Below are 12,425 nucleotides of genomic sequence, written 5' to 3'. Positions count from 1 at the left end.
GCGGCGTGCGCTAGCAACTTCACACGATGAGTGAAGAACGCCTCGCAAACGCGCTCACCCGCGCCCGTCTCGCCGCCGACAGGATCGACAAGGCGAGCGCCAACCTCCCCTCCGGAGGCGGCGAAGGCGACGGCGGTGCGGCGATTCGTTCCGCGATCACGCCGATCCTCGCGGAACTCGACAAGCTGATCGCCGATGCGGAGAAAGCCTCGTGAGCGATATCGAACTCACCATCTGCGGTCGCCCCTACCAGGTCCGCTGCCGTGATGGCGAAGAGGAAAATCTGCGCGCGGCCGGGCGGCTGGTCGACCAGAAGAGCCGCGAAGTGATTGCCGGTCTCGGCAATCTGTCCGAGGCCCGCCAGTTCTTCTTCGCGGCGCTGCTCATGGCCGACCAGATGCTCAACGGCGAAGGCAATGCCGTGCCCGTCGCGGCACCCGCCTCGATCGACGAGGCGCAGGTCGAAGCCGCCGAAGCGTTGGCCGAACGCCTCGAAGCGATTGCCAATTCCCTTGAGAATGCGAGCGTCAGCGCCTAAATCGCCTCGCGACGGGTACTGCCTGGCACGAGCAATCTACTATCCCTGAGGCTTTCATCATCCTAGGGAGCTGTCCCTGCCCGGACCCTGGTTCGGATCATATGGCGCCCACCTGACGTTTTGGCGTCAGAGGATACGGAGGCAAACGACCATGGCGGTCCCGTCACCCCACCCGATCAAGGCGAAACTTCGTAAGGAAGCGCGCGCGGCCCGCATGCGCTTCGTCTCGCGGCTCGAGGACGAGACGCGTCATGCGCTCGAGGAAAATCTCGCCGAGCTGCTCGCCCCTGTCCTCGCCAGCGCGCGCATCATCGGCACCTACAGCCCGATCGGCAGCGAATTGTCGCCCGCCCGCGCAATCGTCCGCGCTCGGCGGCTGGGCAAGACCATCGCCTATCCGGCTTTCGAGGAAGGCGACGAGATGTTCCGCTTCCGCGCGGGTGAGCCCTCCATGCCGGGCCCGCACCGGATCATGCAGCCGACGACGGACGCGCCCGTCGTTACGCCCGACCTGATCCTCGTCCCGCTGGTCGCTTGCGGCAATGGCGGCACGCGGCTCGGCCAGGGCAAAGGGCATTACGACCGCGTCCTCGCAGCCCAGAAAGAGGCAGGCGCCAGACTCATCGGCCTCGGATGGAAGGTCCAGCGGCTCGACACCGACATCCCGGCAGAAGATTGGGACGTGCCCCTGCACGCCTTCGCCTGCCCCCGCTATCTCGAGGAATTCTGATGCAGCCCGTCCACGAACCCAATAGCCGTCAGCTGGTCGGCATTTTCGGTATCATCGCCTGGATCATCGTTTGGGCCGGTATCGTCGCCAGCTTTTCGAGCACGATCGGGCAGTGGCACATGCTCTTGCAGGCGGTCTTCTACCTCGTCGTCGGCCTGATCTGGATCGCGCCGCTCAAACCCGCGCTGCGCTGGATGCAGACGGGCAAGTTCAAGGCCTAACCCGCCTCGCCATCGCGCGTCGCCGTATCGAGCGGCGAATAAGCCAGTCCGTCCGACCCCGCGCCGACCGCGAAAATGCGGCTGATCGACCAGTCCGACGGATCGATCTCGATCACGCTCGCGCTTTGCGTCGTGGCGACGAACAGCTGCTGGCCGTCGGGGCGCCAGAGCATGGTGACGGGCGTCTTCTTCTCGACGCTGGCGAGGTCGATGGTCGTGACTTCCTCGCGGGTCGCGGCGTCGACGATCAGCACCTTGTCGGTGTTGGCGAGACTGACCGCGACATGCTTGCCATCGGGGCTCGGTTCGACGCGAATGGGCACGCCGTCAGTCTCGAACTGGGCGACTTGCTCGAGGCTGTGCGCGTCGTAGACGGTGACCGTCTTGTCGCCATTGGACCCGACCCAGATTTCGCGTCCGTCGGGCGATACCTGGATCGCCTCTGACTGCAGCCCCGCCGGCACGTCGGCGACTTTCTTCATCGCCTCGAGGTCGAGGACAGAAAAATTGTTCGATCCGATGCTGGCCACATAAGCGGTCTTCTGGTTCGGGCTCAGGGCGACCATGTGAGTGCCCTGCATGTCGGTATCGATCGATTCGACGACCTCGCCCGTCGCGATATCGGCGATGACGACATCCTGCGTGACTTCGGTGGTTGCGATCACGCGGTTCGTGCCGCCGATCCATTTGAGCCCGTGCGGGCCGCGATGTTCGCCTAGGTCGATCACGCGCTGCTTCTCGCCGGTCGCGACGTCGAAGACGTGCAGCGTGTTGCCGTTATAGCCCGGCTCGCGATAGCTCACGAGCACCGCGGTCTTGCCATCGGGCGACACCGCGATCTCGTGCGGCGCGCGTCCGGTCTCTCGGCGAGCAACCTCCTGCCCGCTCTCCAGGTCGACGAAGCTAACCGTATGTTCGGCCTTGTTGCCGACAACGAGCGTCTGCGCCTCGGCGGGCGCAGCGAATGCAACGAGGCTGGCGATCAGAGGAAGGCGCATCGTCATTCTCCCATGGTTCGGGGATGACGCTACGCGCAAGCGGTTCGGCGGGCCAGCAAGCTTCGACCATTGGCCGAAACGAAAAACGCCCCGGCAATTGCCGAGGCGTCTCTATCCACTTCACTTTCAAGAAGAAAGTGGCGCGAGTGACGGGACTCGAACCCGCGACCTCCGGCGTGACAGGCCGGCGCTCTAACCAACTGAGCTACACCCGCTTGGTGTGTGGCGGGGCAATTAGAAAAGGGGCCTCGCCCTGTCAACAACGCAAATGACCCGACGGCGATTTTTTCGCGCTAACCGGACTCTTCGTCGTCCTCGTCATCTTCGCCGATATGCGTGAGCGTGCCGTGCTCGAATAGGAAGCCGGCAATATCCGGCGTTCCGGCCGCCGCAAAGACGGTGCGAATGATGATCAGCAGCGGAATGGCGAGCAGCGCGCCGGTCGTGCCCCAGATCCACGCCCAGAAGCTGAGCGAGAGCAGGATCAGCAGCGGCGAGATGCGCACGCGCTTGCCCACGATCATCGGGGTGATGACGTTGGCTTCGACCGTATGCAGACCGACGAAGATGAGCGGGGGGAGCAGCGCAGTGAAGGGGTCGGTGAAGCTCATCAACCCGCCCAACCACAGCAGCACGGTTGAGAAGATCGGGCCGATATAGGGCACGAAGTTGAGCACCGCGACGATGCCGCCCCACATGACCGGACTGTCCATGCCGAGCATCCAGAGGATGGTAGCCGTAAGCGTGCCGAGCAGCAGGTTCACGATGGTGATCGTGCCGATATAGGTCGAGGTCGCATCGACGACCTGCTGGATGACTCGTGCAGTCGTCAGCGCCCCTTCGAAACTGCCGCGGCTGGTAATCGTGCGCTCGCGCATGCTGGTCCAGCCGGCGAGGAAGAAGAAGACGACGAGCAGCGCGAAGAAAGTCTGGATCGCGGCGAATGGTGCCGATGCGGTGAACAGGTCGAGCAGGCTGTTGGGCGTATCGAGAAAGACGCGTTCGCCTTCGTCGAGCCCTGCGACCTGGCTGACGCTATTCTCGATGAACGCCTCGATCGCATTGTAGAAGTCGATCACCGGCGCCAGCGCGGTTTTCACCCGTCCAATCCGCTCGGGCAGGAGCGCGAACCAGTCGATGGCGGGCAGCACGATCGATGCCACCACGAACGTCATGAACAGGATGAAGGCGACGACGCTGGCCAGCGCCGCGAGCAGGCTTGGCAATCCACGCCGCTCGAACCACTCAAGCAGCGGCACCAGCGCGATCGCGATGACCAAAGCCGCCGTCACGGGCAGGAAGAATTCGGCCCCAGCACGCAACGCAAAGGGCAGCGCCACGGCCAGCCCAACCCCGGCGAACAGCGCCAGCGCGGCGAGCAGCCGCACGCGCTTGACCTCGAGCGTATGCTGCTCGGCGCCAAGACGCCGGCGCTCGGCGATTACGTCATCCGGTTTCTGCGGTGCCCCGTCCATGCCCGCACCCTAGGAAATCCGCAGTCTCTTGCCAATCGTTACGTGCGCGGTCTAACGATGGTGCGCCGAAGCCAGGGGGCCTGTTGAATTACCCGAAAGCGACCGCGTGATGGTCGCCACCTGTTTCACCACCGCCTATCTCGGGCTGGAGGCGCGCCGCGTCGAGGTCCAGGTCCAGCTGTCGACCGGCCTTCCCGCATTCGTCATCGTCGGCCTGCCCGACAAGGCGGTTGCCGAAAGCCGTGAGCGCGTCCGCGCCGCGCTCCAGTCGGTCGGCCTTGCCCTTCCGCCCAAGCGGATCACCGTCAACCTGTCGCCCGCCGACCTGCCCAAGGAAGGCTCGCATTATGACTTGCCCATCGCGCTCGGCCTGCTGGCCGCGCTCGGCGCGCTCGATGCCGAGATGCTCAGCGGCTACGTGTCGGTCGGCGAGCTGGGTCTCGACGGCCGCCTGATGCCCAGCCCGGGCGTCCTGCTCGCCGCGCTCCACGCGAGCGCAAACGAGCTCGGCCTGATCTGCCCCGCCGCGCAGGGCGCAGAGGCTGCGTGGGCGGGCGAGCTCGACGTATTGGCCGCGCCCGACCTCCTCGCCCTCACCGCGCATTTCAAGGGCACAGCCCTCCTCGCCAAGCCCGCGCCCGGCGAAGCCGAACCGCTTACCGGCGGCGCCGACCTCAAGGCGGTGAAAGGCCAGGAAACCGCCAAGCGCGCGCTCGAGATTGCGGCAGCCGGGGGGCATTCGCTATTGATGAGCGGCCCGCCCGGCGCGGGCAAATCGATGCTCGCCGCCTGCCTCCCCTCCATCCTCCCGCCACTCGATGCCGCCGAGGCGCTCGAAGTATCGATGATCGCCTCGATCGCAGGCACGCTCGACGGTCGCCTCAAGCGCCGCCGCCCCTAACGCGACCCGCATCACAGCGCCTCAATGCCCGCGCTCGTCGGCGGCGGGCACAAGGCCAAACCCGGCGAGATCAGCCTCGCCCATCGCGGCGTGCTGTTCCTCGACGAGCTCCCCGAATATCAGCGCAGCGTGCTCGACAGCCTCCGCCAGCCACTCGAAACCGGCCGCGTCGACATTGCCCGCGCCAACGCCCACGTCTCCTACCCCGCGCGCGTGCAGCTGGTCGCCGCGATGAACCCCTGCCGCTGCGGTCATCTCGGCGATCCCTCACGCGCCTGCAGCCGCGCCCCGCGGTGCGCCGCCGACTATCAGTCGAAGATCTCGGGGCCCCTCCTCGACCGCATCGATCTCAGCGTCGAAGTCGCGCCCGTCAGCGCCGCCGACCTCTCGCTCCCTCCGCCCGCAGAAGGCAGCGAAGATGTCGCGCACCGCGTCGCCTCGGCCCGGCAGCGACAGGCGCAGCGCCAGGGCAAGGCGCGCATCAATACCGAATTGAATGGCGAAGAGCTCGAAACGCACGCGACGCCGGACGAGGCCGGCCGCAAGCTCCTCACCCAGGCCGCCGCCGCCATGGGCCTGTCCGCCCGCGCCTACCACCGCACGCTCAAGGTCGCGCGCACCATCGCCGACCTGGCAGGCGCAGACGACGTCGGCCGCATCCACGTCGCCGAAGCGCTCAGCTACCGCCACCAAGCGCCGCGCGCCTGAACGCATCGTTGCCCCCGGGCCGCCGATTGCGTTAGGCAGCGCCCATGTCACCGCCGTTGCAGCGCCCCAACATCACGCACCCGGTCCTCGACCGCGAATGCGGTCCGATCAAGGTTCTCCTGATCGGCGATTCGATCGTGACCGCCTATGCTGAGACCGTTGCCGAGCGCCTCGCGGACATCGCGACCGTCTACCGCCCGCGCACCAACTGCCGGCACACCATCTATGGACGCAAATGGCTGTTGCGCTGGCTCAACGACACGCATTGGGACCTCATCCATTTCAATTTCGGCCTCCATGACCTCGCCTACCGCAACCCCGAGCTCGATACCGAGACGCAGCTCGACAAGATCAACGGCAAACAGATCGTGCCCGTCGCCGGCTACGCCGAGAATCTCGAAGTCCTGATCCGCCGCCTCGGCGAAGCCACCGACCGCCTGACATGGGCAACCACGACGATCGTCCCCGAGAACGAGCCGGGACGCTTCGTGTCGGACTGCGCCGCCTACCACGAGGCAGCGCTGGAGGTGGTCAATCGCCACGGCCTTCCCGTGAACGACCTGCGCAGCCTGTCTCAGCAATTCGACGAGGACATGTTCGTTGCGCCGGGCGATGTGCACTATACCGAGGAAGGCTACCGCCGCCTTGGCGAGCAGGTCGCCACCTTCATCCGTGGCAAATTGACCTGACGCGAAATGCAAGGCGCTTGCACCGCGCGCGCCTTCCCACTAGTCAGCCTGCGCAGTGCCTCCGTGGCGGAATTGGTAGACGCGCTCGACTCAAAATCGAGTTTCGAAAGAAGTGTCGGTTCGAGTCCGACCGGAGGTACCACAGCCACCCTCTTTGCCAGATGGCCTCGTGCAGCGTATCTTCGTGCGGTCGAAGGAGGGCATCATGGCCGACCTGCCGCAATTGTCGCGTTTCTTCCTGACCGATGGAGGGCTCGAGACCGACCTCCTGTTCAATCACGATATCGACCTGCCGCATTTCTCCTCGTCGACCCTGTTCGACACGCCGGAGAAGTTCGCCGCGCTCGCCGCCTATTACCTGCCTTACCTCAAGACCGCGCGCGAACATCGTGCCGGCTTCATCCTAGAAAGCCCCACCTGGCGCGGCAGTTGCGACTGGGCAATCCCGCTCGACATGAGCGTGGACGAGCTGGAAACGCGCAATAGGGACGCTATCAAGCTGATGAAAAGCCTGCGCGAACGCGACGACAACGATGCGATCGTCGTCTCGGGCCAGATCGGCCCGCGCGGCGACGGATACGATCCGGGCAGCGCGATGAGCGTGGAGGAAGCGCGCGACTATCACGCATGGCAGGTGGCATCTTCGCCGAAGAAGGCGTCGACATGATCACCGCGATCACGATGACCAATATTCCCGAGGCCATCGGGGTCGTTCAGGCAGCGACCGACGCCGGTCTCCCCTGCGCGATCAGCTTCACGGTTGAAACCGACGGCAGGCTCCCGACCGGCGATGCGCTGGGCGATGCCATCGCACAGGTCGACGAGGCGACAGGCGGCGCGCCCGCTTATTTCATGGTCAATTGCGCCCACCCTGACCATTTCGACGCCGTGCTCGACCCTGATGCGCCCTGGGCGCCGCGGCTCAAGGGCGTGCGCGCCAATGCCTCGCGCATGAGCCACGAGGAACTCGACAATATGGACGTGCTCGACGATGGCGACCCCGTCGAATTGGGCGCACAATATCGCGCGCTGCGCGATCGCCTGCCGCATTTGACCGTCATGGGCGGCTGCTGCGGCACCGACCATCGCCATGTCGCGGAGATCGCGAAGGCCTGCGCCGACTGAAATTTCTTCGCATGAGCGCGTTCACGCCCTTGCCTCGACTCGCGGCGCTCCCCAAATGAACTCCTATGGGCGCAAGCGGCAAGAAGTGGATCGATCGGGAACCGGCCAGCACGGTCGTGTTCCTCATTGGCGTCCTGCTGCTGCTCGCTGCACCCGTCGTCGGCGCCCTCCCGGGCCCGGGCGGCGTCTTCGTCGCGGCAGCGGGTCTCGCGCTCACTCTGCGCACCAGCCGCTGGGCGCGCCGCCAATATGTGCGGTTCAAGCGCTGGCAGCCCGAGGCGGGCCGTTGGACCGACTGGGGCCTGCGCCGTCGTTCCGCGCTTCGCCGTGAGAAGCTGCTCAAAGAGCAGAAAAAGGCCGCGCAGCGTCAAAATGACGGGGCATGACAATTGACTTTGTCGCCCCTCCCCCTTATTGGCGCCCCCAACGGGCCGCTCGAAGCGGCTTTTTTCTTGATTTACTAGAGGCATGAGCGATGAAGCGCACCTTCCAGCCGAGCAATCTCGTCCGCAAGCGGCGTCACGGTTTCCGCAGCCGCATGGCAACCAAGTCGGGTCGTCAGATCCTGAACGCACGTCGTTGTCGCGGTCGCAAGAAGCTGTCCGCCTAACCCGCCTGAAGAAGCGGTCGGACTTTCTCGCCGCCAATCGCGGGCGGCGCGCACCGACCAAGGGCTTCGTGCTCCTGGTCCGCGACCGCAAGGACGGCAATCCCGAAATGCGATACGGTCTCACCGTCAGCCGCAAGGTTGGCGGTGCTGTCGTACGTAACCGCATGAAACGCCGCTTCCGCGAGCTTTGCCGCGCCGTCCTGCCCGACCAGGGCGTGCCGGGTGCCGACCACGTCCTCATCGGTCGCCAGTCGGGGATCGAGCGCGAATTCGAGAAACTGGGCGAGGATCTTAAGTCCGCGCTGGCGAAGGTGAAGGCCTGATGCTGGGCAAGCTGATGATTCTCGCCACCAAGGGCTGGCAGAAAGGTCCGAGCCGGATCCTGCCGCCCACCTGTCGCTATCAGCCGAGCTGTTCCGCCTATGCCATTACCGCGATCGAGCGGTACGGGGCCTTGAAAGGCGGCTGGCTGGCGTTAAAGCGCATCATGCGCTGTCATCCGTGGGGGGGACAGGGCCACGATCCTGTCCCGTAGGGTAAGAGAAGAGATTTCATGACCGACAACCGCAACATGATCCTCGCGATCGTCCTGTCCGCGATCGTGCTGATCGGCTGGAGCATCCTGTTCCCGACCTCGGGACCGGAGACCACCGTGGTCGAGGATGCCGAGGTCGAAGCGGTTGCAGTGCCCGAGGCCGACCCCGGCCCCGACAGCCCGCAGGCGCTGCGCGAGCTCAACGAAGTGCTGGTCGAAGGCGGCCGTGTCGACATCGAGACGCCCAACCTCTCCGGCTCGATCAACCTTGCCGGTGCGCGCATCGACGACCTTACCCTCACCAATCACAAACAGGACATGCGCGAGGACAGCCCGCCGGTCCGCCTGTTCACGCCCGCTGGTGTCGAAAACAGCTATTTTGCGCAGTTCGGCTGGGCCGGCGAAGGCATCGAGACGCCGGGCGCCGATACCGTCTGGAGCGCCAGCAGCGACACGCTGACGCCGGGCAACCCCGTCACGCTGAGCTGGTCGAACGAGACCGGCCAGACGTTCGAACTCGAAATCGCGATCGACGAAGGTTACCTGTTCACGGTCGACCAGCGCGTCGTCAATCGCGGCGACGGCGCGGTGGGCTTCAGCCCCTATGCGCTTGCCAGCCGCGGTTTCGGCCAGGGCGAAGAGACGTTCGGCTTCATCCACCTCGGCCCGATGGGCGTGTTCAACGACGAAGCCGACTACGACATTGACTGGGACGACCTCGACGAGGCCGGCACCGCCGGCGAGACGCGCGACAGCACCGGTGGCTGGGTCGGCTTTACCGACAAATATTGGCTCACCGCGCTCATCCCGAGCAGCGGCGAACGGGTCGAGGCCTCGCTCCGCAAGGGCCAGCGCCCGGGCACCTACCAGGCGCAATATGTCGGTCAGCAGCAGATTCTCAATTCCGGTCGCCAGCTGACCACGACGACCCGCCTGTTCGCGGGGGCAAAGGAAAAGGACTGGCTCGACAACTACGAGGATGCGGGCGTCCCGCGTCTCTCGAAGGCGATCGACTGGGGCTGGTTCGAATGGTTCATGCGCCCGATCTTCGCGCTGCTGCTCGTCTTGTTCAAAATGGTCGGCAACTTCGGTGTCGCCATCCTGATCCTGACCTTCCTCGTTCGCTTCGCGCTCTTCCCGCTGGCGAACAAGCAGTTCAAATCGATGGCCGGCATGCGCCGCATCCAGCCCAAGCTGAAGGCGCTGCAGGACCGCTACAAGGATGACAAGCCGCGTCTCCAGCAGGAAATGCTGAAGATGTATCAGGCCGAGAAGATCAATCCGGCCGCGGGCTGTCTTCCGATCCTTCTGCAAATTCCGATTTTCTATGCCCTCTACAAGGTGCTGATGGTGTCGGTCGAAATGCGGCACCAGCCCTTCTTCGGCTGGCTGCAGGATCTCTCCGCACCCGACCCGTTGACCCCGGTCAACCTGTTCGGCCTGCTCGACTTCACGCCCCCGGGCTTCCTTGCCATCGGCATCCTGCCGATCCTGCTGGGCATCACCATGTGGCTGCAGTTCAAGCTCAACCCCGCGCCCATGGACGAGACGCAGAAGACCATCTTCGGCATCATGCCGTGGGTGCTCATGGTCATCATGGCGCCTTTCGCGGCGGGCCTGCAGCTCTACTGGGTGACCTCGAACATCCTCACCATGGCGCAGCAGAAGTGGTTCTATCACCGCTACGACATGCAGCATGCCGGTGACACGGTGGTCGAGGCGAAAGCGAAGAAGTCCTGATGGACATTTTCGAGAAGGAAGCGACCAAGCTCATGACGGGCCGGGTGGAGTTTCTCCTCTCGGCCCCCGAGCTGAAATTCCTTCCCGAGCCCACCGTGCCCGAGATTGCCTTCGCGGGCCGCTCCAACGTCGGCAAGTCCTCGCTCTTGAACGCGCTGGTCGGCCGCCGCGCCATCGCGCGCACCTCGGTGACGCCGGGGCGCACGCAGGAATTGAATTTCTTCGAAATCGGCAACCCGACCGAGCTGCGCTTCGTCGACATGCCGGGCTACGGCTTCGCCAAGGCACCGGTGAAGACCGTCGAGCGCTGGAAGCATCTCGTGTTCGACTATCTGCGCGGCCGCAGCGTGCTGAAGCGCACGATGGTGCTGATCGATTCGCGCCGCGGCATCGGCAAGCATGACCGCGAGGTCATGGACATGCTCGACAAGGCGGCGATGTCCTACAACATCGTCCTCACCAAGTCCGACAAGGTGAAGGCCACCGAGCTCTCACAGGTAACCGACGCTGTCGCCGCCGAAGCCGCCAAGCACGCCGCCGCCCACCCCGACCTTTACGTAACCAGCGCGGAAAAAGGCGAAGGCATCGCCATGCTCCGCGCCGCCATCCTCGACGCCGCCCGGACCTAGTCCTCGACCGGCAAATATTCCTCGATCACCACGTCGACCACGCCTGGCGACAGTGGATCGCGCGACGGTGGCGCATTGATGCGAACCGTACGCGCGGGAACACGTCCTGCGATCATCTGGTCGAGATGGACCTGCTCCTGCTCGGGGCAATCAGCCCTCACCAGAACAAGATGCTTAAGCCGATCCTGCGCATCGCGATCCTTGCGACCGTTCGCGTTGAACAGGAATTCTGCCGTCCAGTCGCCGTCACTCCGCGCATCGAGCAAGGCGGGGGCGCCGCTATTGTAGAGCACCCAGATCCTGCGATGCTCCGGCTCCATTGCCTGGAGCAAGGCGGGCGCGCGCCAGAAGGGGCAAACGAGAACTTCGCCGTTGAGGCTGCGGAGCAATTGGGCAATCCCGTTCCAGTCGGTTTTTGGCCGGGTCGTTCCCGAAATCGCCAAGCCCGTGGCAGTCAAAACGACCGCCGCCAGTCGAACAATATGGGCGTGGCGCCTAAGGAGACGCTCCGATGCAAAGGCCAGCAAGAGCGCGAAGGCCGGCCAGGTTGGCATCAACGTCCGGGACATCAGCACGGGCTGAAGCGTGATGCTGACCAGCCAAAGGACTAGGGGCTGCGCCAGCCAACCGGCCAACAAGAGCAGGAAGACCCGGTCTCTCGCGATTTGCTGACGCCAGCACAGGACCATCAGGATCGCGACAGCGGGAACGACGAAAGCCGCCAGCCAAGGGACCGAGGCGGCAGCGGGCAGCCACTGCCCTCCGAGAAGGGTAAGCGCCTCATAGACGGCAGGCTCTCTCAACCAGCCGAATTCATTGGCATCGGAGGCGTAGAGAAACAGTCTCCTGACCTCGACCAGCCCAAGAACGCCGACCGCTATCCAGACCGCCCATGCCTCTTCGGGCGTGAGCTTGGCACCCTCCCGATCGGCGCCCAGCCTGAGCCAAAGCATCGCCAGTCCAACGAAAGGGAAAGCGATCAGGTGAGTGAAGAGTGCAAGCGTCGAGACTGCGGCCAACCCCGCTAGCCACCATCTCCGACGATGCGGGTCGGCACAACGATCTGCAGCGACGAGACTCAGCCCGATCAGGGCGAAAAAAAGAAGGAGGAGACTGTATGCGCGTGCCTCCTGCGAATAGTCGATCAGCACGGGCGAAATCGCGACCATTGCGGCGGCAACCAGTCCGGAGCGAACGGCCATTACCTGACAAGCCAGCGCATAAACGACGGGAATCAGGGCGACACCGGCAACAAAGCTCACCATCCGTGCTTCAACCGCGCTCGCCACCTCGCCGACGAGGAGTTTATGCGCGACATAGTAAATCGGCCCACTGGGATCGATCGGTTCGAGGAACAGGCGGGAGATCTCGTGACGCGCAACGATGAATGTCAGGGCCTCGTCGACCCAAAGGGCCTCGCGCCCGATGTTCATCCAACGGAGCGCGGCGCCGACGATGACGATACCGATCAGTGCCAGCAGCGCCCACGGCGTCTTGTTCGTGCGGACGTGATCGTCCATAGCCCC

At 64.7% G+C, this 12,425-nt stretch carries 14 protein-coding genes, 2 tRNA genes and 2 pseudogenes; 14 read left to right on the top strand and 4 right to left on the bottom strand.

The genetic code is table 11. The features are described from left to right. Positions 1-26 precede the first annotated feature (26 nt). The 4 genes from KTQ36_RS06265 (at position 27) to KTQ36_RS06250 (ending at position 1,489) form a co-directional block, all read left to right on the top strand. Complete coding sequence (locus KTQ36_RS06265; RefSeq protein ID WP_218632849.1) at positions 27-215, top strand: hypothetical protein; 189 nt, start codon at positions 27-29, stop codon at positions 213-215. Further along, complete coding sequence (locus KTQ36_RS06260; protein ID WP_218632848.1) at positions 212-538, top strand: cell division protein ZapA; 327 nt, start codon at positions 212-214, stop codon at positions 536-538. Before KTQ36_RS06265 ends, KTQ36_RS06260 begins: the two co-directional genes overlap by 4 nt. A gap of 151 nt (positions 539-689) precedes the next feature. Next, a complete protein-coding gene (locus KTQ36_RS06255) occupies positions 690-1,268 on the top strand; it encodes a 5-formyltetrahydrofolate cyclo-ligase (protein WP_218632847.1) in 579 nt (192 codons plus the stop codon). Beyond that, positions 1,268-1,489, top strand: coding sequence for a DUF2842 domain-containing protein (locus KTQ36_RS06250; RefSeq protein ID WP_218632846.1), 222 nt, complete (start codon positions 1,268-1,270; stop codon positions 1,487-1,489). Before KTQ36_RS06255 ends, KTQ36_RS06250 begins: the two co-directional genes overlap by 1 nt. Here KTQ36_RS06250 and KTQ36_RS06245 read toward each other — a convergent pair. The 3 genes from KTQ36_RS06245 to KTQ36_RS06235 form a co-directional block, all read right to left on the bottom strand. Then, positions 1,486-2,487, bottom strand: coding sequence for a cytochrome D1 domain-containing protein (locus tag KTQ36_RS06245; RefSeq protein WP_218632845.1), 1,002 nt, complete (start codon positions 2,485-2,487; stop codon positions 1,486-1,488). The genes KTQ36_RS06250 and KTQ36_RS06245 overlap by 4 nt on opposite strands. Before the next feature lie 138 nt (positions 2,488-2,625). After that, positions 2,626-2,702: transfer RNA gene (locus KTQ36_RS06240), tRNA-Asp, on the bottom strand. A gap of 78 nt (positions 2,703-2,780) precedes the next feature. After that, complete coding sequence (locus KTQ36_RS06235; RefSeq protein ID WP_218632844.1) at positions 2,781-3,962, bottom strand: AI-2E family transporter; 1,182 nt, start codon at positions 3,960-3,962, stop codon at positions 2,781-2,783. A gap of 109 nt (positions 3,963-4,071) precedes the next feature. On the opposite strand from KTQ36_RS06235, the pseudogene KTQ36_RS06230 reads away from it, so the two are divergent. From KTQ36_RS06230 to yihA, 10 genes and pseudogenes are all read left to right on the top strand, one after another. After that, positions 4,072-5,571 (top strand): annotated as a pseudogene (locus tag KTQ36_RS06230) (YifB family Mg chelatase-like AAA ATPase). Between the two features lie 44 nt (positions 5,572-5,615). Further along, complete coding sequence (locus KTQ36_RS06225; RefSeq protein ID WP_218632843.1) at positions 5,616-6,260, top strand: SGNH/GDSL hydrolase family protein; 645 nt, start codon at positions 5,616-5,618, stop codon at positions 6,258-6,260. A 57-nt stretch (positions 6,261-6,317) separates the two neighbouring features. Continuing rightward, a tRNA-Leu gene (locus KTQ36_RS06220) sits at positions 6,318-6,402 on the top strand. Positions 6,403-6,465: 63 nt separating this feature from the next. After that, positions 6,466-7,385 (top strand): annotated as a pseudogene (locus KTQ36_RS11380) (homocysteine S-methyltransferase family protein). Between the two features lie 65 nt (positions 7,386-7,450). Beyond that, positions 7,451-7,771 carry a hypothetical protein gene (locus KTQ36_RS06205; protein ID WP_218632840.1) on the top strand — a complete coding sequence of 107 codons (321 nt, stop codon included), beginning with the start codon at positions 7,451-7,453 and terminating at the stop codon, positions 7,769-7,771. Between the two features lie 89 nt (positions 7,772-7,860). Next, complete coding sequence (gene rpmH / locus KTQ36_RS06200; protein WP_218632839.1) at positions 7,861-7,995, top strand: 50S ribosomal protein L34; 135 nt, start codon at positions 7,861-7,863, stop codon at positions 7,993-7,995. Continuing rightward, positions 7,965-8,318 (top strand): ribonuclease P protein component, encoded by a 354-nt coding sequence (gene rnpA, locus KTQ36_RS06195; protein WP_255554400.1) that lies wholly within the window; start codon positions 7,965-7,967, stop codon positions 8,316-8,318. The genes rpmH and rnpA overlap by 31 nt, the downstream gene beginning before the upstream one ends. Beyond that, positions 8,318-8,530 carry a membrane protein insertion efficiency factor YidD gene (gene yidD, locus KTQ36_RS06190; protein WP_218632838.1) on the top strand — a complete coding sequence of 71 codons (213 nt, stop codon included), beginning with the start codon at positions 8,318-8,320 and terminating at the stop codon, positions 8,528-8,530. Before rnpA ends, yidD begins: the two co-directional genes overlap by 1 nt. Before the next feature lie 18 nt (positions 8,531-8,548). Then, a complete protein-coding gene (gene yidC / locus KTQ36_RS06185; protein ID WP_218632837.1) occupies positions 8,549-10,270 on the top strand; it encodes a membrane protein insertase YidC in 1,722 nt (573 codons plus the stop codon). After that, positions 10,270-10,899, top strand: a complete 630-nt coding sequence (gene yihA, locus KTQ36_RS06180; protein WP_218632836.1) for a ribosome biogenesis GTP-binding protein YihA/YsxC — start codon at positions 10,270-10,272, stop codon at positions 10,897-10,899. The genes yidC and yihA overlap by 1 nt, the downstream gene beginning before the upstream one ends. Here yihA and KTQ36_RS06175 read toward each other — a convergent pair. Then, positions 10,896-12,419, bottom strand: coding sequence for a glycosyltransferase family 39 protein (locus tag KTQ36_RS06175; protein WP_218632835.1), 1,524 nt, complete (start codon positions 12,417-12,419; stop codon positions 10,896-10,898). The two genes, yihA and KTQ36_RS06175, sit on opposite strands and share 4 nt — an antisense overlap. Positions 12,420-12,425 lie beyond the last annotated feature (6 nt).

The sequence above is a fragment of the Sphingomicrobium clamense genome (assembly GCF_019264355.1).
Classification (GTDB): Bacteria; Pseudomonadota; Alphaproteobacteria; order Sphingomonadales; family Sphingomonadaceae; genus Sphingomicrobium; species Sphingomicrobium clamense.
The sequence above is the reverse complement of the archived record's forward strand: the minus strand, read 5'-3'. Positions and strand labels throughout refer to the sequence as shown.

Coding starts and splice junctions, on each gene's coding strand:
- KTQ36_RS06245 (WP_218632845.1), bottom strand. CDS start 2,487: ATGCGCCTTCCTCTGATCGCCAGCCTCGTTGCATTCGCTGCGCCCGCC.
- KTQ36_RS06255 (WP_218632847.1), top strand. CDS start 690: ATGGCGGTCCCGTCACCCCACCCGATCAAGGCGAAACTTCGTAAGGAA.
- KTQ36_RS06205 (WP_218632840.1), top strand. CDS start 7,451: ATGGGCGCAAGCGGCAAGAAGTGGATCGATCGGGAACCGGCCAGCACG.
- yidC (WP_218632837.1), top strand. CDS start 8,549: ATGACCGACAACCGCAACATGATCCTCGCGATCGTCCTGTCCGCGATC.
- yihA (WP_218632836.1), top strand. CDS start 10,270: ATGGACATTTTCGAGAAGGAAGCGACCAAGCTCATGACGGGCCGGGTG.
- KTQ36_RS06250 (WP_218632846.1), top strand. CDS start 1,268: ATGCAGCCCGTCCACGAACCCAATAGCCGTCAGCTGGTCGGCATTTTC.
- KTQ36_RS06265 (WP_218632849.1), top strand. CDS start 27: ATGAGTGAAGAACGCCTCGCAAACGCGCTCACCCGCGCCCGTCTCGCC.
- KTQ36_RS06175 (WP_218632835.1), bottom strand. CDS start 12,419: ATGGACGATCACGTCCGCACGAACAAGACGCCGTGGGCGCTGCTGGCA.
- KTQ36_RS06225 (WP_218632843.1), top strand. CDS start 5,616: ATGTCACCGCCGTTGCAGCGCCCCAACATCACGCACCCGGTCCTCGAC.
- rpmH (WP_218632839.1), top strand. CDS start 7,861: ATGAAGCGCACCTTCCAGCCGAGCAATCTCGTCCGCAAGCGGCGTCAC.
- yidD (WP_218632838.1), top strand. CDS start 8,318: ATGCTGGGCAAGCTGATGATTCTCGCCACCAAGGGCTGGCAGAAAGGT.
- KTQ36_RS06235 (WP_218632844.1), bottom strand. CDS start 3,962: ATGGACGGGGCACCGCAGAAACCGGATGACGTAATCGCCGAGCGCCGG.